20 protein-coding genes are annotated in these 17,725 nt (G+C 74.5%); 13 read left to right on the forward strand and 7 right to left on the reverse strand.

Translation table 11 applies throughout. From position 1 onward, the window contains the following. Positions 1 to 9: 9 nt before the first annotated feature. Positions 10 to 1,407, forward strand: coding sequence for a type VII secretion integral membrane protein EccD (gene eccD, locus GA0074696_RS30150; RefSeq protein WP_088964214.1), 1,398 nt, complete (start codon positions 10 to 12; stop codon positions 1,405 to 1,407). Here eccD and GA0074696_RS30155 read toward each other — a convergent pair. Continuing rightward, a complete protein-coding gene (locus GA0074696_RS30155) occupies positions 1,391 to 2,572 on the reverse strand; it encodes a type VII secretion protein EccE (protein WP_088964215.1) in 1,182 nt (393 codons plus the stop codon). The genes eccD and GA0074696_RS30155 overlap by 17 nt on opposite strands. Before the next feature lie 163 nt (positions 2,573 to 2,735). On the opposite strand from GA0074696_RS30155, the gene eccB reads away from it, so the two are divergent. The 9 genes from eccB (at position 2,736) to GA0074696_RS30200 (ending at position 10,250) form a co-directional block, all read left to right on the forward strand. After that, positions 2,736 to 4,208 carry a type VII secretion protein EccB gene (gene eccB, locus GA0074696_RS30160; protein WP_088964216.1) on the forward strand — a complete coding sequence of 491 codons (1,473 nt, stop codon included), beginning with the start codon at positions 2,736 to 2,738 and terminating at the stop codon, positions 4,206 to 4,208. 131 nt (positions 4,209 to 4,339) lie between these two features. Next, positions 4,340 to 4,675, forward strand: coding sequence for a hypothetical protein (locus tag GA0074696_RS30165; RefSeq protein WP_172894515.1), 336 nt, complete (start codon positions 4,340 to 4,342; stop codon positions 4,673 to 4,675). Continuing rightward, positions 4,668 to 5,942, forward strand: a complete 1,275-nt coding sequence (locus tag GA0074696_RS30170; protein WP_088964218.1) for a WXG100 family type VII secretion target — start codon at positions 4,668 to 4,670, stop codon at positions 5,940 to 5,942. Before GA0074696_RS30165 ends, GA0074696_RS30170 begins: the two co-directional genes overlap by 8 nt. A 246-nt stretch (positions 5,943 to 6,188) precedes the next feature. Continuing rightward, the gene (locus GA0074696_RS31065; RefSeq protein ID WP_157746153.1) at positions 6,189 to 6,533 is read left to right on the forward strand and encodes a hypothetical protein; all 345 of its coding nucleotides are present in this window, start codon (positions 6,189 to 6,191) and stop codon (positions 6,531 to 6,533) included. A 123-nt stretch (positions 6,534 to 6,656) separates the two neighbouring features. Continuing rightward, positions 6,657 to 7,448, forward strand: a complete 792-nt coding sequence (locus GA0074696_RS30180) for a hypothetical protein (protein ID WP_088964902.1) — start codon at positions 6,657 to 6,659, stop codon at positions 7,446 to 7,448. Between the two features lie 139 nt (positions 7,449 to 7,587). After that, positions 7,588 to 7,929: a YkvA family protein gene (locus GA0074696_RS30185; RefSeq protein ID WP_088964219.1), complete on the forward strand. Its 342-nt coding sequence runs from the start codon at positions 7,588 to 7,590 to the stop codon at positions 7,927 to 7,929. Between the two features lie 41 nt (positions 7,930 to 7,970). After that, entirely contained in the window at positions 7,971 to 8,390 is a 420-nt protein-coding gene (locus GA0074696_RS30190) for a pyridoxamine 5'-phosphate oxidase family protein (RefSeq protein WP_088964903.1), read from the forward strand. A 371-nt stretch (positions 8,391 to 8,761) separates the two neighbouring features. Next, complete coding sequence (locus GA0074696_RS30195; protein WP_088964220.1) at positions 8,762 to 9,409, forward strand: C39 family peptidase; 648 nt, start codon at positions 8,762 to 8,764, stop codon at positions 9,407 to 9,409. 241 nt (positions 9,410 to 9,650) lie between these two features. Then, entirely contained in the window at positions 9,651 to 10,250 is a 600-nt protein-coding gene (locus tag GA0074696_RS30200) for a hemerythrin domain-containing protein (protein WP_088964221.1), read from the forward strand. Positions 10,251 to 10,301: 51 nt separating this feature from the next. On the opposite strand, the gene GA0074696_RS30205 is transcribed toward GA0074696_RS30200, so the two are convergent. Continuing rightward, positions 10,302 to 10,763 (reverse strand): Lrp/AsnC family transcriptional regulator, encoded by a 462-nt coding sequence (locus GA0074696_RS30205; protein WP_088964222.1) that lies wholly within the window; start codon positions 10,761 to 10,763, stop codon positions 10,302 to 10,304. A gap of 100 nt (positions 10,764 to 10,863) precedes the next feature. Between GA0074696_RS30205 and GA0074696_RS30210 the strand changes: the two genes are divergently transcribed. Further along, complete coding sequence (locus tag GA0074696_RS30210) at positions 10,864 to 11,766, forward strand: SMP-30/gluconolactonase/LRE family protein (RefSeq protein ID WP_088964223.1); 903 nt, start codon at positions 10,864 to 10,866, stop codon at positions 11,764 to 11,766. Between the two features lie 51 nt (positions 11,767 to 11,817). Here the strand turns inward: GA0074696_RS30210 and GA0074696_RS30215 are convergent, their stop codons facing one another. From GA0074696_RS30215 to GA0074696_RS30225, 3 genes are all read right to left on the reverse strand, one after another. Then, positions 11,818 to 12,066 carry a ferredoxin gene (locus tag GA0074696_RS30215; RefSeq protein ID WP_088964904.1) on the reverse strand — a complete coding sequence of 83 codons (249 nt, stop codon included), beginning with the start codon at positions 12,064 to 12,066 and terminating at the stop codon, positions 11,818 to 11,820. Positions 12,067 to 12,109: 43 nt separating this feature from the next. Then, positions 12,110 to 13,318, reverse strand: coding sequence for a cytochrome P450 (locus GA0074696_RS30220; protein ID WP_231925203.1), 1,209 nt, complete (start codon positions 13,316 to 13,318; stop codon positions 12,110 to 12,112). A gap of 189 nt (positions 13,319 to 13,507) precedes the next feature. Continuing rightward, positions 13,508 to 13,690: an antitoxin gene (locus tag GA0074696_RS30225; protein ID WP_088964905.1), complete on the reverse strand. Its 183-nt coding sequence runs from the start codon at positions 13,688 to 13,690 to the stop codon at positions 13,508 to 13,510. Between the two features lie 273 nt (positions 13,691 to 13,963). Between GA0074696_RS30225 and GA0074696_RS30230 the strand changes: the two genes are divergently transcribed. Then, positions 13,964 to 15,100 carry an AI-2E family transporter gene (locus GA0074696_RS30230; protein ID WP_231925204.1) on the forward strand — a complete coding sequence of 379 codons (1,137 nt, stop codon included), beginning with the start codon at positions 13,964 to 13,966 and terminating at the stop codon, positions 15,098 to 15,100. A gap of 225 nt (positions 15,101 to 15,325) precedes the next feature. Here GA0074696_RS30230 and GA0074696_RS30235 read toward each other — a convergent pair whose 3' ends face one another. Both GA0074696_RS30235 and GA0074696_RS30240 read right to left on the reverse strand, forming a co-directional pair. After that, complete coding sequence (locus tag GA0074696_RS30235) at positions 15,326 to 16,384, reverse strand: IS110 family RNA-guided transposase (protein ID WP_088959945.1); 1,059 nt, start codon at positions 16,382 to 16,384, stop codon at positions 15,326 to 15,328. A 238-nt stretch (positions 16,385 to 16,622) separates the two neighbouring features. Further along, entirely contained in the window at positions 16,623 to 17,282 is a 660-nt protein-coding gene (locus GA0074696_RS30240) for a dienelactone hydrolase family protein (RefSeq protein WP_088964225.1), read from the reverse strand. A 192-nt stretch (positions 17,283 to 17,474) separates the two neighbouring features. Here GA0074696_RS30240 and GA0074696_RS30245 point away from each other — a divergent pair, with 192 nt between their 5' ends. Beyond that, positions 17,475 to 17,654, forward strand: a complete 180-nt coding sequence (locus tag GA0074696_RS30245) for a hypothetical protein (RefSeq protein WP_088964226.1) — start codon at positions 17,475 to 17,477, stop codon at positions 17,652 to 17,654. Positions 17,655 to 17,725 lie beyond the last annotated feature (71 nt).

The following is a 17,725-nucleotide window of genomic DNA, read 5'->3' on the forward strand; positions in this document are numbered from 1 at the left end:
GAGGCCACAGTGGCGACGAAGTCGGCGACCGGCGGGTTGAGCCGGATCACCATCGTGGCACCCCGGACGAGGATGGATCTGGCACTGCCGTCCGACGTGCCCCTGGCTGACCTGCTGCCCACCCTGCTCCGATACGCCGGCGAGGACCTCGCCGACGAGGGCGTACGGCACGGTGGCTGGAGCCTGGCCCGGCTCGGCGGCCAGCCGCTCGACGGTGGCCGTACCGCCGCGCAGCTCGGGGTCCGCGACGGCGAGGTGCTCTACTTCAACCCGCGCGCGGCGGCCGCCCCGGAGATCGTCTTCGACGACGTGGTGGACGCGGTCGCGACGGCGACCAACCAGCGCCCGGGCACCTGGCAGGTCGGCACCACCCGCACGTTCTCGGTGCTGATGGCGGCGGTGGCGCTGGGGGTCGGCGCGGTCGTCACGCTGCTGGCCGGCCCGCCGCAGCTGCCGGGCGCGGTGGCCGCCCTGCTGATGGCGGTGATGCTGGTGGTGGGCGCGGCGGTGCTGTCCCGGGCGGCCGGTGACAGCCGGACCGGCTCGGTGCTCGCCATGGCCGGCCTCGGCTACGCCGCCGTGGGTGGCCTGCTGGTGCTGGCCGGCGACCGGACGCTGACCGAGCTGGCGAGTCCGCACGTGCTGCTGGCCGGTACCGCCGTGGTGCTCTTCGCCGCGGTCGCCGCGCTGGCGGTCGGCGACCGGATGCCGCTGTTCTTCGGGGCCGTCGCGGTCGGCGCGGCGGTGGCACTCGGTGCGCTGCTCTCGCTGGCCTTCGGCATCGGCGCGGCGGCCGCCGCCGCGATCGTCGCCACCGTCGCGTTCGCGACGCTGCCGGCGCTGCCGATGGCCGCCTACCGGCTGGCCCGGCTGCCCGTGCCGTCCATCCCCACCGGCCCGGACGACCTGAAGACCGACACCGAGACGGTCGACGGCCGCCGGGTGCTGCGGCTCAGCGAGCGCGCCGACGCGTTCCTCACCGGGCTGCTGTGGACGGTGTCGCTGCTCGTGCTGGGCAGCCAGGTGGTGCTCGCCGGCAACGGCCGGCTGCCGGCGGTGCTGCTCTGCCTGGTGCTGGCGCTGCTGTCGCTGCTGCGGGCCCGGCCGTTCATCGGGCGCGCCCAGCGCACCCCGGTGCTCGTCACCGGGACCGCCGGGCTGGCGCTGACCGCGGCGGCCACCTTCGCCGGCGGCTCGCTGGTGACCCGGCTCGGGCTGGTCCTCGGCGGCCTGTTGCTGACCGCGGTGGTCAGCCTGATCTACGGCCTGAGCGTGGCGGGCAAGCCGATCTCGCCGGTCTGGGGCCGGACCCTGGACATCGTCGAGATCCTGCTGATCGTCTCGCTGGTGCCGCTGGCGTTCTGGGTGTGCGGGCTCTACGGCTGGATCGTCAATCTCCGACCCTGAACGTGCCGGCCGCGGTGGCGACCGGCGTGGTGGCGTAGACCCCGGGCCCGTGCTGGCCGTCCAGCGGCCCGGCCGGGATGCCGCACCGGCGGGCCATGTCGCGGACTACCTTGACCAGCGCCTCGACGTGGCCGTCCTGGGCGGCGACGCGCAGCAGGGGCGGCACCGGCCGCCCGCCCGGCACCACCACCGCCGCCACCGTGTGCGACGGGGCCGAGGTGGAGGTGATCGCATCCACCAGGGTGCCCAGCGACGCCGCCGGCCGCTTGCGCAGGGTCAGGCAGAGCTGCGTCCAGCCGCCGCCGCGCAGGCCCGTCCAGGTCTCGGCGGGCGCCGCCGGGGCGAGGTCGAGGCCCGCCGCGGAGACCACCGCGGCCCGTAGCTCGTCCCGGCCGAGCACCCGGTGGCTCAGCCCGGCCGCGTTCAGCGCCTTGCCCAGCCGCCCGACGCCGGCCGCGACCGTGCGATGCACGCCGCGCATCCCGCCGCCGCGGGTCACCGTCTCGGTCCGGGCGTCCCGCACGGACAGGCGCAGCGCCACCCAGACCGTCCGGTGGGCGGCCGGTGGCGCGCCCGGCGCCGGGTACCAGACCAGGGTGTGCGACACCACCTGGGTGAGGGTGACCGGGCCGGCGAAGTCGGTGAGCACCTGGAGGGCACGGTCCACCACGGACGCCTCGATCGAACCGGCCGGCGCGCCGGGCCGCCCGGTCAGCGCCACCGCGGCGAACCAGCCGCGCCCGTCCTGGCCGATGCCGAGCCGGGTACCCCGCTCGGTGAGTTCGATCACGTTGAGTTCGGGGGTGAGCGCCGCCAGCCGGGGATCGACCACGGCACCCTGGGCGACCGCCTCCCGGGCCTGCTCGCGGCGGCGCCCCAACCGGCGGCGCAGCAGCAGGTCCTCGTACCACCAGCGGCCGCCGCGCCGGCCGAACGCCGCCGCCGTCGCGAACAGGGCCAGGCCGCCGACCACACCGACCACCCAGCCGGGCCCGCCCAACGCGGCCCAGACGGCGAGCGCGCAGAGTTCCAGCACGACGAGCTGACCGACGGCGACCGGCCCGATCCGGCCGCGTCCGCGCCGGTCGGCCGGCACCACCGGCCGGTCGGCCACGGCGTCGGGGGCGGCGGGGGTACGACCGGGTGGCGCCTGGAGCTGCGTCATCGGTGAGCGTCCCTTCTGGACATCATGGGCATCCGGCGGGGCGGTGCGGTGCCGGAGGACGGGCGGGGGTCCCGATGACCCGCCCGTGGCCCCTTATCGTAGGGAAGCCCGCGGCGGAGTTCGGACCTGATCGTCGCGGACCCACCCCCGCCGGAGGTCAAACATGCGGACCCGCCGCGATCAGGTGCAGGCGTACCGCTTCGTCACCCGCCGCATCGTCTCCGCGCTGCTCTCCGGCGATCCCGAGACCACCAACCTGCCGATGCGGCGGCTGGGCATGGCCGTGATCGGCAGCGTGCTCACCGCCGCGATCGTGCTCGGCGGGGCCGGCGCGTACGGCCAGTTCACCGGGAACACGGCGCCACTGGAGGCGAACACGCTGGTCATCGAGCGGGAGACCGGCGCGACGTACGTCTTCGCCGACGGGGTGCTGCACCCGACGTTGAACTACGCCTCGGCGCGGCTGATCCTCAACGAGGCCGACCCGCCGACCCGGACGATGTCGCGCGCGTCGATCGAGGACCGGCCCCGGGGTCGTACCGTCGGCATCGTCGGCGCTCCCGACGCCTTGCCGGACCGCACGTCGCTGGTCGGCCTCCCCTGGTCGGTCTGCGATGTGCCCGACCCGGGCGACTCCCGCCGGTCGACCACCCGGGTGGTGATCGACCGGCCGCTGACCGGCGGCACGCCGCTGGCCGACCGGGCGGTGCTGGTCCGGGGTGACGGGCAGCGCTTCCTGCTCACCGGCGGCTCCCGGCTCCAGATCGTCGGCGGGGACCCGGCGCTGGCCGCGCTGCGGATGGCCAACGCCACCGCGCTCGACGTCGGCGCGCAGCTGCTCAACGCGGTCCCGGCCGGGCCGGCGCTACGGGAGCTGGGCATCGACGGCGACGGCACGCCGAGCAGCCGGTCGGTCGGGGGCCGCCCGGCCCGGATCGGCCAGGTGTTCCGGGCCGCCGGCGAGCACTACGTGCTGACCCGCGACGGCCTGGTCTCCATCGGCGAGGTGAGCGCCCTGCTGTTGCAGAGCGACGGCGGTCAGGTCACCGACATCAGCCCGGACCAGGTGGGCGAGCTGTCCGACCGGCGGGTGGAGCCCGACGGCATGCCGCAGGCGCTGCCCGCGCTGCATCCGGTCCGCCCCGGGCAGACGGTGGTCTGCGCCAGCTACCGGTCCGGTCCGGCCGGCGGCGCGCCGACCACCACCCTGGAGGTCTTCGACCGGACGCCACCCGAGCTGGCCGGCGCCACCGGCGCGACGGCGGTGCGGCAGGGCTCGCGCGACGCCGTCGAGACGGCCGAGGAGGTGCTGCTGCCGGGCGGCAAGGGCGTGCTGGTCCAGGCCGCCCCCGGCGCCGGTGAGGGCACCGAGGCGGCGGCCGGCGCGACGGTCTACCTGATCAGCCCGCAGGGGGTCCGGTACCCGCTGGGGAAGCGCTCCGGTGACGCGGTCACCGCGCTCGGGTACGGCGGGGTGAAGCCCCTGGTCGTGCCGGCGTCGCTGCTCTCGCTGATCCCGACCGGGCCGACTCTGGAGCGGCAGGACGCGTTGTCCTACTTCGCCCCGGGCGACGGCCCCGGCACCCCGTCAGCGCAGCCGAAGGCGGCCACCGGAGCGCCGGCGCAGGGCGGTTGAGGGGTGCCGACGGTCGATCCGCGGGTCGCCCCGGCTGGCGCCGGTCGACTAACCTGGGCGTGGCCGACGTATCGACTATGGACAACGGGGATGCTGCCATGACCGGGCGTACGACAGTCGACGTTCTGTCCTTGGAGGACTTTCACCAGCGGATGGCGGACCGGCTCGCCCAGGCGGAGGCGGCGCTGAAGAAGCTCAACACCGAGCTCCAGTGCCGTCCGCCCGCGCTCGGCTCCTTCACCGACGCCAGCAGCAACGCCCGCCGCTACAGCGAGATGCAGGCGAGCTACGCCGAGCAGGTCGCCCGGCTGCGCCGCGCGGTCGAGGCGTCCCGGACGGCGACCCACACGATCATGACGAACTACCGCACCACCGAGGCGCGCAACGCGGCGAACGCCGCCGACATCGAGGCCGCGCTCAACGGGGTGGACGAGGCGCTCAACGAGCGGGGGGACGGGCGTGTCTGAGTACACCCAGCGCTATCAACATGTCAGCCACCGCGAGCTGTACGACGCGGTGCACGCCGGCGACCCGCAGCAGATCGACAACCTGGCCAGCCAGTGGAGTTCCCTGCGGGACACGCTCGACAACCTCGCCCGGGATCTCGGCGCCGACCTGGACAAGTTGGCCCCGGCCTGGACGGGCGACGCCGCGCGGGAGTTCCACGACCGGCTCTCCCTGGTCGTGCGCTACTCGTCCGACCTGGCCGAGGGCACGGCCGACGTGCGGCAGGCGCTCTCCCTGATGGCCGGCCAGCTGCGCACCGCCCAGCGCGAGGCGGAGAGCCCGGAGGCCACCGACGACCACGACAAGGCGGTGGACGGGGCGACCAAGGGCCTGGTCCTCGGCGTGCCGGGCATGATCGTCGGCGGCATCCTGGGCCACCAGCAGGACAAGGCCGAGCAGGAGAAGGCCCACCAGCGGATGGTGCAGGTGGTGGCCAACCTGGCCGCGGGCTACGAGGTCGCCTCGTACGGCCGGGTCGTCGACCCGCCGGCCCCGCCGCCGCGACTGCCGGGTGAGGCCGACCGCAACGGCGCCACGACCAAGGCCGGCCCGTCGGTGGGCAGCCCGGCCTCCGCGCCCGGCACCGGGATCGCCGGTCCGGGCGGCGGCGCCACGGTGTCCAACCCCAGCAGCCCGGCCCACGGTCCGACGACCGGTTCCGGCGGCACCGGCACCGGCACGGGCGGCACCGGCACGGGTACGACGACCACGCCGGTAACCGGCGGTGGGCTCGTCGGCACCGGCACCGCGCTCGCGGGCGCCGAACCGCTCACCGGCGGCGCGCTTCTCGGCGGCGCCGGCCTGGCCGGCGCCGGGGGCGCGACGGGCGGCGGCTCGGGCATGGCGTTCGGCGCGGCCGCCGGCATCGCGGCCGGCGGGGTGCTCGGCACCGGCGCACTGGCCTCCTCGGGCCGGGCGTCCGCCCCGACGCCGGTCCGGCCGGCCACCGGTGCCACCGGCATGGAGAACCGGTCCGCCGCCGGCACCGGCCGGCTGGCCTCCGGACAGCTGGGCAGCGCCAACGGCGGCGGCCGGCCGGGCACGGGCGGGACGCCGACCAACCGGGCGGCCACGGCCGGCGGCGCCGGTCGCAACGGTGTGATCGGCGGGCGCGGCCAGGACGGCGAGGACGAGAGCGACGAGCGGCTGACCTGGCTCACCGAGGACGAGATGGTGTGGCACGACGGTGCCGACACCGCCCCGCCGGTGCTCGGCGGCGATCGCTGACCTGACGCACGACGAGCGGCCCACCCGGGAACCTCCGGGTGGGCCGCTGCTCGGTCCGGGGCAGTGGTCGGCAGAAGTCGTCCGGCCCGCCCGGCCCCGCGGCGCTCAGCGGAAGCCAGCGGCCAACGCGACCGCGCCATGCCGTGCCGTTGGATGATCCGTCCACCTAGGACGAGTGGGCCGGGTCACGCCCGTGGACGCCCTCGGTGCGCTGCACCGGCCCCTGGGTGGCGATAGGTTGGAGAGGTGCTGCCCGTAGCGTCCATCCGCCCCTTTCGGCGGGCGACGCTGCGCGACCTGACCCGGCTGGCGCTGACCGCCCTGGTGCTCGCGGTCGGCCTCGGCGGCGTCTTCGCCCCGACGACCGGCCCCGCCGCCGCCGCGCCGGCCCGGCCCGCCGTGTCGGCCGCCCGGGTGCCCGAGTCGCCGGCCACCGCCCGGCCGACCGACGAGCAGCCCGCCGACTTCCCCGCCCGGCCGATCCCGGCCCGGCGCGACGCCGTCTCGACCGACCGGCCGCTCGTGGCGCCGGCGGCGACGACGGACCCGGTCCGGGACGCCACCGGCCGGCGCGGCCCGCCCCGGCGCTGAGCCACGCGGCGCCCCCGTGGCACCGGACCACCGCCGCGCCCGCGGGGTCCGCCCCGGATACGCCCGCCGCTCCGCTCGCCCGGCCCGCCCGTCCACATCGTTTCCCGCCCTGAGGTGCTGGTGATGCAGACCGTCTTCTCCTCCGTCCTGCCCGACGTTCCCGCCGCCGCCGTGATCTGGCTGGTTCTGCTCGCCGTCGCGGCCGTCGCCTTCGGCGCACTGGTCGCCCGTCCGGGTTGGCTGCGCTCCGCCGTCGCCGGCCGGATCCGGCAGGCCGCGATGCCCAGCACCATGGAGCTGGCCGAGGAGAAACGGGAACGCACCCGGTACGCCGGCGAGGTGGCGGTCGCCGCCGAGCGCGCGTCGGCCACCGCCGGGCGGCGGCGCGCCGAGTGGCTGGCCGCCCAGGACGAGGTCGAGGCGGCCTGGGCGGCGTACGAGGCGGCCGAGGCGGATGTCCGCCGGCTGTCCGCCGCCGCCGCGATGCCACTGCCCGGCACGGTCCGCACCCCGGCCGAGTACGCCGACCGGGAGCGGTACCTGCACCGGGCCGCGCTGGACGCGTACTGGCGCAAGGAGCTCTCGGTGGAGCAGCTCAGCGACGTCTTCGCCCACCGCAACGGCTGGGACCCGCGGCGGCACCCGGTCGAGCAGGAGCTGGTGCTGCGCCGCGCCATCCGGGACAACCTGGCCGCCCGGCACCGGGCCGCGTCGGAGCGGGAGCGGGCGGCGTGGCGGGCGGCCGACCTGGCCGCGGCGGCGGCGCGCAGCCTGCGCGAGGAGGCGTTCGCCGCGCTGGACCGCAGGCCGGAGGAGGTCGAGTCGGTGGTGCCGATGCCGGAGACCCGGGTGGCCGAGCCGGCCCGGGAGTCGGCGGGCGTGGCCCGGGGTCGGGCCGCCGTCGCCGCCTACTGACCGCGAGCCGGCCCGGCTGCTGTCCCCGCTCGGGTTGTTCGTCGGCACGCACGCCGTGGCCGGCGCGGTGGCGGTCGATCGCCGGGTCTCACCGCCGCGCTCGTCGGCGGTGGATGCGGGGTTCCGCTAGCGTGACGGCATGTCCCGCGAGACGTTGGTCCTCGTCGTCATCGGCAGCATCCTGGCGCTGGCGACGTTGGTCGGCGCCGTGCTGCTGGCGATCCGGGTGGTCCGCACCCGCCGGCTGCTCGGCACGCTCGGCGTCGGGGGCAAGGTGGCCTTCTACGGCGCGCTGATCTACACGATCTTCCCGGTGGACGTGCTGCCCGACCCGATCTACCTGGACGACATGGGGATCCTCGCCGGGGCGCTGATCTACCTGACCCGGCTGGCCCACCAGCGCCGGGCGCAGGCCCGCCGGTTGCCCGGCCAGCCGGACACTCCCCCTGGTCAGGACCGGGTACGCCGCCCCGTGCCATGATCGTGCGGGCCGGCCGAGCATCCGGCCGGAAGGGGACGGACATGGCCGGCGACCACCGGTTGGACCCGCACGACGAGCGGGTCGTCGCGTTCTGCCGGGAGCGGCACCTCGCCACGCTGACCACCCTGCGCGCCGACGGCACCCCGCACGTGGTGCCGGTGGGGGTGACGTTCGACCCGGACGCCGGGCTGGCCCGGGTGATCACCTCCGGCGGCTCCGCCAAGGCCCGGCACGTCGCCGCCGCCGGCCCCGAGGGCACGCCGGTCGCGGTGTGCCACCTCGACGGGCGGTGGTGGCTGACCATCGAGGGCCGGGCGACCCTCCGCACCGACCCGGCGTCGGTGGCCGAGGCCGAACGCCGTTACGCCGAGCGCTACCGCCAGCCCCGCCCCAACCCCGAGCGCGTCGTCATCGAGATCGCCGTCACCCGCCTCCTCGGCACCCTCCCCCCACCCCCCTGACCCGCCACCCCCCACCCTTCGCGTGCGCGCACTTTCACGGAATGCGTGCCCATTCCGCGCCGAATAGCCACTCATTCCGCGAAAGTGCGCGGCTCTTGGGGGGTGGGAGGTCTCGCCCCGGGTGTCCGGGTTGGGGGTGAGGTGGGCCTCGGGGGCGGTGGAATCAGGGGGTGGGGCGGGTCGTTGGATTCTGCGTACGACCGGGGCAGGGCAGGTGACGGGCCGGAATGGGTCCGGGGCGTCGGTCGTTGCGTTGCTGGTGAGCGCGGGCCGAGGGGGTCCGCGTCCCCTGATGATCCGAGCGCCTTTCCCGGTGCTTGCGTCCGGGTCTTCCCGACCGGGCGGCAAACCCCCCGAATGGAGCTGCGACCATGAAGACGATTTTCCGTAACGGCATGCTCTCTGTGGCCGGTCTGGTCATGACCGGTGGCGCCATCGTCGGCCCCGCCGTGGCCGCGCAGGCCGCGCCGGCCGAGAAGGCGTCCGCGTCCGTCGTGTCCGAGAAGGGCAAGGGCAAGGGCGAGCGCCGCGCCGGCTACGAGTACCAGGCGCAGCCGAACTTCTTCTACTGTGGCCCGGCGTCGACCCGGATGGCGCTGTCGGCCGAGGGCAAGGCGGTCAGCCAGGACGAGCTGGCCGAGAAGCTCGGCACCACCGAGAACGGCACGGACTCGGCCATCGACATCACCCGGGTGCTCAACGAGTACACCGGCGGCCGGTACAAGACCACCGAGATCAGCGACGAGGTCGCGTCCAAGGAGCAGATCGAGCGGCTCCGCGCCGACGTCAAGGCCGCGGTGGACGCCGGTGACCCGGTGGTGGCCAACATCCTCGGCGGCGCGGTGGACGTCGACGGCGTCGAGCACTACTACCCCGGTCACTACCTGACCGTGGTGGAGTACAAGGACGACGGCAACACCGTCAAGATCGCCGACCCGGCCGCGCCGGACGTCCAGGAGTACTGGATGGACGTGGCCGAGCTGGCCAACTGGATCGCGGGCCGCGGTTACAGCTCCTGATCCAGACCTGATCGACCGAGGGCCGGTCTCCCCGACAGGGGAGGCCGGCCCTCGTCGCTGTTCAGCGGCGAGCCGAGGCCCGCGCCGAGAGGCCCACGATGCCGGCGCGACAACGCCCGATTCGGGCCCGTCCCGCCGGCGGCCCGGCCGGGTCGGATCGCGCCGAAGGGGATTCGGTCGGCCACGGACGGGTACCTGCCCCCCATCCGACCGTCCGCACCGGTTAAAGGGGCACGAGAACATGAGCCATCACGAGAACAGCCACCAGGACGTCGTGGACGTGCTGACCGCCGACCACCGCGAGGTCGAGGCGATCTTCGTCGAGCTGGAGAGCCGCCGGGGCACGCCGGAGCACCGCCGCCAGCTGGCCGACGTGGTGATCGCCGAGCTGGTCCGGCACTCCGTCGCCGAGGAGGCGTACGTCTACCCGGCCGCCCGCAAGGCGCTGCCGGACGGCGACCGGGTCGCCGAGCACGAGATCTCCGAGCACGCCGACGCCGAACGGACCATGAAAGACCTGGAGTCCGTGGACCCCTCCGACCCTCGCTTCGACGAGCTGCTCGCCCACCTGACCGGTACGATCCGGCACCACATCCAGGACGAGGAGGCCGACCTCTTCCCGCGCCTGCGGGCCGCGGTGGCGCGCGAGGAGTTGGTCGAGCTCGCCGGCAAGGTGCAGGCCGCGAAGAAGTCGGCCCCGACCCGCCCGCACCCGGCCGCCCCGGACCACCCGCCGGCGAACAAGCTGCTCGCTCCCGGCGCCGGCCTGGTGGACCGGATGCGCGACGCGCTCAGCGGCCGGCCGACCTCGATGGCGGAGCTGCGCGAGAAGCAGCACTGACCCGATCGTCTCGCGACGGCCACGCCCGCCCAGGCGTGGCCGTCGCGTCGTTCAGGGAGCGGCCGTCGGCGGGCGGGGATCGAGTGGACGTTCGAAGAACGTCTCCAGCACGACGATGGTCCGGGTGCCGGTGACCCCCTCGACTCCGAACAGCCGACGGAGGCTGGCCTGGAGCTGTTCGGGGGTGCCCACGCGGATCTTCACGAGCACCGAGGCGGGGCCGGCCACCACGTGCGCCTCCTCCACCTCGGGCAGGGCGGCCAGTGCCTCGCGGGTGGGCCGGTCCCCCATCCAGGCGTTCGCCTCGACCATCACGAAGGCCAGTACGCCCCGGCCCACCGCCGCCGGGTCGACGTCCACCGTCGTACGCCGGATGACCCCCTGCTCCCGCAGCTTCCGGACCCGCTCGTGCGCCGCCCCGGTGGAGAGCCCGACCGTCGCGGCGAGCGCGGCGTACGACTGGGTGGCGTCCCGTTGCAGGGCCGCCAGCAACTCGCGGTCGATGTCGTCCACCGGGCCTCCTTGAATATGATCCGGCCGACTTGTGAGCTGACCGACTGTAGTTCGGCCATGTTAGCGTTTGGCCGAACACAATTACAGGGGGTGGCAGGCGGTGGACAGGTTCAGGACCCGGTTCGAGGTGTGCGACGAGCGGTTCCGGCGGGTCAACGGTGACGAGTGGGTGGAGTGCCTGTGGACCGGCGGGCGGTGGCTGGAGGGGCCGGCCTGGTTCCCCGCCGGGCGGTACCTGCTCTTCAGCGACATCCCCAACGACCGGGTGCTGCGCTGGGACGAGACCACCGGCGCGGTGGGCGTGTTCCGGCACAGCGCCGGGTACGCCAACGGGCACACCGTCGACCGGCGCGGCCGACTGCTCAGCTGCGAGCAGGGCAACCGCCGGGTCACCCGCACCGAGCCGGACGGCTCCGACACCGTGCTGGCCGACCGGTGGCATGGCAAGCGGCTGAACAGCCCGAACGACGTGGTCGAGCACTCCGACGGGTCGATCTGGTTCACCGACCCGAGCTACGGCATCGACAGCGACTACGAGGGCAACCGGGGCGAGTCGGAGATCGGCGGCAACCACGTCTACCGCATCGACCCGACCAGCGGCGAGGTGCGCCTGGTCGCCGACGACTTCGGGCAGCCCAACGGCCTGGCGTTCAACGCCGACGAGTCCACCCTGTACGTGGTGGACACCCGACACAAGCACCTGCGCCGCTTCGCCGTCCGCGACGACGGCACGCTCGCCGGGGGCGAGGTCTTCGCCACCTGCGACGCCGGCTCCTTCGACGGCGTACGCCTGGACGAGGCCGGCCGGGTCTGGGTGGCCGCGCACGACGGCCTGCACTGCTTCGACCCGGACGGCACCCTCCTCGGCAAGCTGCACATGCCGGAGGTGGTCGCCAACTTCACCTTCGCCGGCCCGAAGCGCAACCACCTCTACCTCTGCGCCTCCAGTTCGCTCTACACGCTGCGGGTCAACGTCAGCGGCGTCCGCTACCCGGGCTGGTGACCGGTGGGCGTCCGGGTGGCCGGTGTCGCCGGCCACCCGGGCGCGCCGCCCTCACGGCTCCGGCGCGATCCGGCTCCCCTCGGCGTCCGACACGATGATGGCCTCCATCGGGCACGACTCGGCGGCGTCCAGCACCTCGTCCGCCGGGGCGACCCGCTCGGCCAGCGGGCGCGAGAGCCCGTCCACCAGCACGAAGTGGGCGGGCGCGGCTCCCGCGCAGATCCCCGATCCGATGCACCGGGTCGGATCCACGAAGACCCGCCAGCGGGCGGCGTCGCCCGCCGCGCTGCCGGCGCTCACCGGCGCCACCGGCCGGCCGCCACCGCCAGACCCTGCTCCGCGCTCACCAGGACACCGGCATCGCGGTCAGGCCCCGGACCAGCAGGCCGCTCTTCCACCTCAGCTCCGACTCCCGCACCGCCAGCCGCAGACCCGGGGTACGCCGCAGCAGGGTTTCCAGCACCACCTGGAGTTCCATCCGGGCCAGTTGCGCGCCGACGCAGTGGTGCACGCCGTGGCCGAACCCGACGTGCGGATTGACCTCCCGGCCCAGGTCCAGCCGGTCGGGGTCGGCGAAGACCCGCTCGTCCCGGTTGGCCGAGTGGATCGACACGACCACCGGCTCGCCGGCCCGGACCAGTTCACCGCCGAGTTCGACGTCCTCCAGGGCGTACCGGGGGAAGGCGGCGGTCGCGCCGAGCGGGATGAAACGCATCAGCTCCTCGACCGCCGTCGGCACCAGGGCCCGGTCGGTCCGTAGCCGCTCCCAGCCGTCCGGCTCGGTCAGCAGGACGTACACCATGTTGGGGATCTGGGTCACGGTGGTCTCGTGGCCGGCGGCGAGCAGGCCGGCCGCCAGCCGGACCACCTCCTCCTCGCTGAGCCGGTCGGCGTGCTCGTCCCGGGCCCGGACCATCGCGCCGATCAGGTCGTCCGTCGGCGCGGTGCGCCGCTGGGCGATCAGCCCGGCCATGTACCCCAGCAGCTGCTCGACGTAGCTCCCGGCCACCTCGGGCGGCAGCGAGGTGGTCGACACGACCGCCTCCGACCAGGTGTGGAAGCGATCCTGGTCGGTGACCGGCACCCCGAGCAGGTCGCAGATCACCCGGATCGGCAGCGGGGTGGCCAGGTGGGCGACGAGGTCGGCCGGCGATCCGGCGTCGACCATGGCCTCGACCAGTTCCTCGGCGACCGCCCGGGTACGCGGGCGCAGCTCCTCCACCCGGCGGGCGGTGAACGCCTTCGCCACCAGCCGGCGCAGCCGGGTGTGCTCCGGCGGGTCCATCTGGAGGATGCCCGTGTCGGTCTGTCGTGGACTGTTGCGGGGCTCGTCGCGGCCCACCGAGGCGGCCCGGCTGAACCGGGGGTCACCGAGCACGGTCCGGACGTCGGCGTGCCGGGTGGCGAGCCAGGCGGGCTCGCCGAACGGCATCCGGATCCGGGTCAACGGCTGCTCCTGACGCAGCCGGGCGTAGCGGGGGTCGATATCGAGCCGGTGGGGGTCGCTGAACGGGTAGGGCTGCGGGATGGTCGGCTGGGCAGTCTCGGTCACCGGGGGTGGCTCCCTCTGGTCCGCGGCCCGCCACGCCGGGCGAGGCCGTCCGCTCCGCACGACTCCACGGTGAGTCATGCCACGACTGCGGATCGTAGCGAGCCCGGTCGATGCTGACCAGACCGTGCCCATCCCCGGACACGCCGCTGCCGGACCACCCGAGGGCGGTCCGGCAGCGGAAACGCGAGGTCAGCGGTCCTGATCGCCCTCACCCGTGCGCGCCTGGGCCATGTCGACGCCCTTGTCGGTCTGCTCGTCGTACTTGCCGCCGGTGCGCTTGTCGGCGGCTTCGCCGGCCTTGTCCAGGCCCTGGTCGACCTGCTTGTCGTGCTTGTCGGCCATGTCCTTGGCCTTGTCCATGAAGTCACTCACCACGGTCCTCCTCGCTCGGTACCTGCTGCGTTCCCTTCGGTTCCGGCCGCAAACACCCCGGCTCCTGCCGTGCGCCGGGCGTAACCTCGGCCGCCGCCGTAGCAGTGGCTCGCGGGCGACCGTCCCTCGCCGCCCATGCCGGCGGCGGTGGTCCGCCCGCATGGCGAGACTGTCCAGAGCGGAACCACGTGCCCGGGACGGCGTTGATCCACCGACGGGTGTCGGAGCGCGGCCGTACGGGTATCGATCCCGCCGAGACCGAGGAGGATCGACGTGGACGAGGACGGTGCCGGGCGTACGCCCGAGGTGACGGCGGCGGGCGCCCGGCCGGGGCCACGGCAGGCCTGGGCGGCGCTGCCCTGGCTGGTCCGTACGGCGGTGGTGTGGAGCGCCTGCCTGGTGGTCGTGGTGCTCGCGCTCTACCTGCTCGGTCGGGTGGCGGTGCTGCTGGCGCCGCTGGCGATCGCCGTGGCGGTCACGCTCTTCCTCACCGCGCTGCTCGATCCGGTCCTGCTGGGCCTGCGCCGGCTGCGGGTGCCGCCCGCGCTGGCGGCGCTGCTGTCGCTCCTGCTGCTGCTGGGCATCCTGATCGGGGTCGGCGTGCTGGTGTGGAACCTGACCGCCGCCCAGTTCAGCGAGCTGAGCGAGGAACTCGGCGAGGGCGTCCAACGCAGCCGGGACTTCGTCACCTCCACCCTGCCGGTCAGCGACGCGCAGCTGGACAAGCTGATCCAGCAGGTGCGCTCCGGCATGGGCGGGGGCTTCGACCCGGTCGGCGGGGCCCGCACGGCAGCCGAGGTGGCCGGTTCCGCCCTGCTCGCCATGGTGCTGCTCTTCTTCCTGCTCAAGGACGGCCGGACGATGTGGCAGTGGGTGCTGCGCCGGACGACCGGCCCGAACCGCGAGCTGACCGCCGAGGCCGGCCGGGCCGGCTGGCAGACCCTCGGCGCGTACAGCCGGGGGACGATGATCATCGCGGCGATCGACGCGATCGGCATCGGGCTGTCCCTCGTACTGCTGCGGGTGCCGCTCGCCGTGCCGCTGGCGCTCATCACCTTCTTCGGCGGCTTCGTGCCGATCATCGGCGCCACGGTCGCGGGTACGGTCGCCGTGCTGGTGGCACTGGCCGCCAAGGGTCCGACGACGGCGCTGCTGGTGCTGATCGCGGTGATCGCCGTCCAGCAGATCGAGGGCAACCTGCTGGAGCCACTGATCATGAAGCGGCAGGTGCAGCTGCACCCAGCGGTGATCCTGGTGGTGGTCACCGCCGGCACACTGATCGCCGGGGTCGCCGGCGCCTTCGTCTCGGTGCCGATCGCCGCCGTCGCCTACCGGGTCGTCGACACCGTCCAGCGCCACCGCGAACGAATCACCACCACCCGTCCCAACCCACCCTCCGCCCACGCCTAATCCACCGCCCCCAGCCCCGGGCCCCGGCCCCGGCCCCGGCCCCGGCCCCGGCCCCGGCACACGGCACGGGCACGGGCACGGGCACGCACTTTCACGGAAAGAGTGGCTATCGCGCGCCGAATAGCCCCACTTTCCGTGAAAGTGCGCGCTCGCGCAGCGGGCCGCGCTCGCGCAGCCGGCCGCGCTCGCGCAGCGGGGTGGGTGGGGAGGATGCTCCTATGGATGTCAAGCGGTGTTGAGGGCGGCGAAGTCGGCGAGGAGAGCCGTGTGGACCTCGCGGACGACGTATCGCTTGAGACATCGCATGATTTCTTTCTTGCTGAGGCCTTGCTTGGTGCGTTTGTCGACGTAGGCGCGGGTGCGGGGGTCGTGGCGCATCCGGCTGAGCACGATCGTGTGCAGCGCGTTGTTCGCGGCTCTGTCACCGCCGCGGTTGAGGCGGTGCCGGTCGGTGCGTCCACTGCTGGCGGGGATCGGGGCGGCGCCGCAGAGGTGGGCCAGGGCCGCCTCGGAACGCAGCCGGTCGGGGTTGTCGCCGGCGGTGTTCAGGAGTTGCCCGGCGACTTCGGGACCGGCGCCGAACAGACTGCTCAGCGTTGGGGCGGTGCGGGCGACGGCGGGGCGTAGCCGCCGGTCGGCTCGGGTGATCTCAACGTTGAGTGCGGTGATCCGGGTGGCGATCGCGGCGAGGGCGGCGTTCGTGGCGTGGACCGGGTCGGTGAGTGCGGACTCGTCGATGCCCAGCTCGACGCATCGTTGCACGAGTGCGGCCCCGGTGACGCCGGCCAGGTCTTCCCGAATCTCCTGCGGTGCCGAGGTGAGCAGGCCGTGGAGCTGGTTCAGGGCGGCGGTGCGGGCCTTGACGGCGCCTCGGCGGGCCACGCGCAGGGCGCGGATCGCCTCGACGGGGCCGGTGCGGGTCTTCGGGACACCAGCGGCCTGCCCGGACAGGGCCGCGCGGGCGGCGGCGAGGGCGTCGATCGGGTCGGACTTGCCCCTCGTCCGGCGGATCTTGCGGTCGGGGCGGTCGATCTCCACCACGGTGATGCCCGACCCGCTCAGGTGCCGCATGACGCCAGCGCCGTAGGCGCCGGTGCCCTCCACTCCGACCTTGACCACCCGGCCGAAGGCACCCAGCCAGGCCAGCAACTGCTGATATCCGGCGGCGGTGGCGGCGAACTCACGATCACCGAGGAACCGCCCCGCCTGATCGACGGCAGCGGCGTGATGAGTCTTGCCGTGGGTATCAACCCCACCCGTGACCTGGCGCTTCTTGGCTGTCATCCTGGAACCGTCGTCCCTTTCGCTTGCACCGACAGGGTCGGCACGCACTCGCCGGGACGGGCGGACAGGACAGTGAAGGGGCCTCTTGCACAGGCTCCTATCAGGTCACGACGCCCCTGCCAGTGACGTGCAGGAACGGGGTCACCCGGAACCGGTCGACGAATCCCACAGCAGGACAGCATCGTCGGTCAGGCGCTGAGTCAGACCAGACCGGGTGACCCCACCTACATCCTCACTGTCAGGCGGGGACGCGGAGGTGGGTGGCGAACCAGTCGGCCGCGTCGGCCGCCACCTGCTCGAGCGCGCCGGGCTCCTCGAAGAGGTGGGTGGCGCCGGGCACGATCCGCAGCTCGTGCGGCGCGGTGAGCGCCGCCGCGGCCTGCTCGTTGAGCGTGATCACCTGCTCGTCCAGGCCGCCGACCAGCATCAGCGTCGGCGCGCGTACCCCGCTGAGCGCGGGGCCCGCCAGGTCCGGCCGTCCGCCCCGGGAGACCACCGCCGCCACCCGGTCCGGCCGCCCCGCCGCGGCGACCAGCGCCGCCGCCGCACCGGTGCTCGCCCCGAACAGGCCCACCGGCAGCCGGCCCAGCGTGGGCTCGGTGCCCAGCCAGTCGACGATGCCGGCCAGCCGGTCGGCGAGCAGGCCGATGTCGAAGCGCAGTTCGGCCGTGACGGCGTCGACCGCGTCCTCCTCCGGGGTGAGCAGGTCGACCAGCACCGTGGCAGCGCCCCGACTCCGCAGCACCCCGGCCACCGCCGTGTTGCGCGGGCTGTGCCGCGAGCTGCCGCTGCCGTGGGCGAAGAGCACCACGCCGTTGGCGCCCTCCGGGACGGTCACGTCGGCCGGGAGCCCGACGTCGGCCACCGGGATGGTCACCTCGTTGCTTCCTGTCCGCATCTGCACCCCTCCGTACCGTCGATCCAAACCGGCCCGGCGGTCATACCCGCGCCGCCGGTACCCAAGCCGGGGCGCCCCGACGGGCTGCGGCGGTCGCCTGCGGCGTTTGCCGCCGACGACCTCGGGAAGCCGCAGGGTGACCGCAGGACGGCGCCGGCGTGCCCGGCGCCCCGACGGATCGCGAGGATCGCCATGGCTGAGCAGAAGTCCAGGCAGCAGACCCGGACGGCCGAGCAGGAAGAACGCGAACAGGACGCCGAGCGCGGCCGGGACTGGGCGGACGAGGCGGCCCGGGCCCGCACGGCGGACGACCCGGCCGCGATGGCTCCGCGCGACGCGGGGGGCCGGCCCTCCAACGGCCGCCAGTTCTGACCCATTCCGGCCACGAGGTGGGCGGTGGACGCCGCCGACCTCGTGGCCGGTCGGCCTGACCAGCCCCTGAC

This window comes from Micromonospora purpureochromogenes, assembly GCF_900091515.1.
Taxonomy (GTDB): Bacteria; Actinomycetota; Actinomycetes; order Mycobacteriales; family Micromonosporaceae; genus Micromonospora; species Micromonospora purpureochromogenes.

Excerpts from the sequence above, each read along its gene's own strand:
- GA0074696_RS30185 (WP_088964219.1), top strand. The coding sequence starts at position 7,588 with ATGTCCCGCGAGACGTTGGTCCTCGTCGTCATCGGCAGCATCCTGGCG.
- GA0074696_RS30155 (WP_088964215.1), bottom strand. The coding sequence starts at position 2,572 with ATGACGCAGCTCCAGGCGCCACCCGGTCGTACCCCCGCCGCCCCCGAC.
- eccB (WP_088964216.1), top strand. The coding sequence starts at position 2,736 with ATGCGGACCCGCCGCGATCAGGTGCAGGCGTACCGCTTCGTCACCCGC.
- GA0074696_RS30180 (WP_088964902.1), top strand. The coding sequence starts at position 6,657 with ATGCAGACCGTCTTCTCCTCCGTCCTGCCCGACGTTCCCGCCGCCGCC.
- GA0074696_RS30195 (WP_088964220.1), top strand. The coding sequence starts at position 8,762 with ATGAAGACGATTTTCCGTAACGGCATGCTCTCTGTGGCCGGTCTGGTC.
- GA0074696_RS30245 (WP_088964226.1), top strand. The coding sequence starts at position 17,475 with ATGGCTGAGCAGAAGTCCAGGCAGCAGACCCGGACGGCCGAGCAGGAA.
- GA0074696_RS30240 (WP_088964225.1), bottom strand. The coding sequence starts at position 17,282 with ATGCGGACAGGAAGCAACGAGGTGACCATCCCGGTGGCCGACGTCGGG.
- GA0074696_RS30190 (WP_088964903.1), top strand. The coding sequence starts at position 7,971 with ATGGCCGGCGACCACCGGTTGGACCCGCACGACGAGCGGGTCGTCGCG.
- GA0074696_RS30235 (WP_088959945.1), bottom strand. The coding sequence starts at position 16,384 with ATGACAGCCAAGAAGCGCCAGGTCACGGGTGGGGTTGATACCCACGGC.
- GA0074696_RS30200 (WP_088964221.1), top strand. The coding sequence starts at position 9,651 with ATGAGCCATCACGAGAACAGCCACCAGGACGTCGTGGACGTGCTGACC.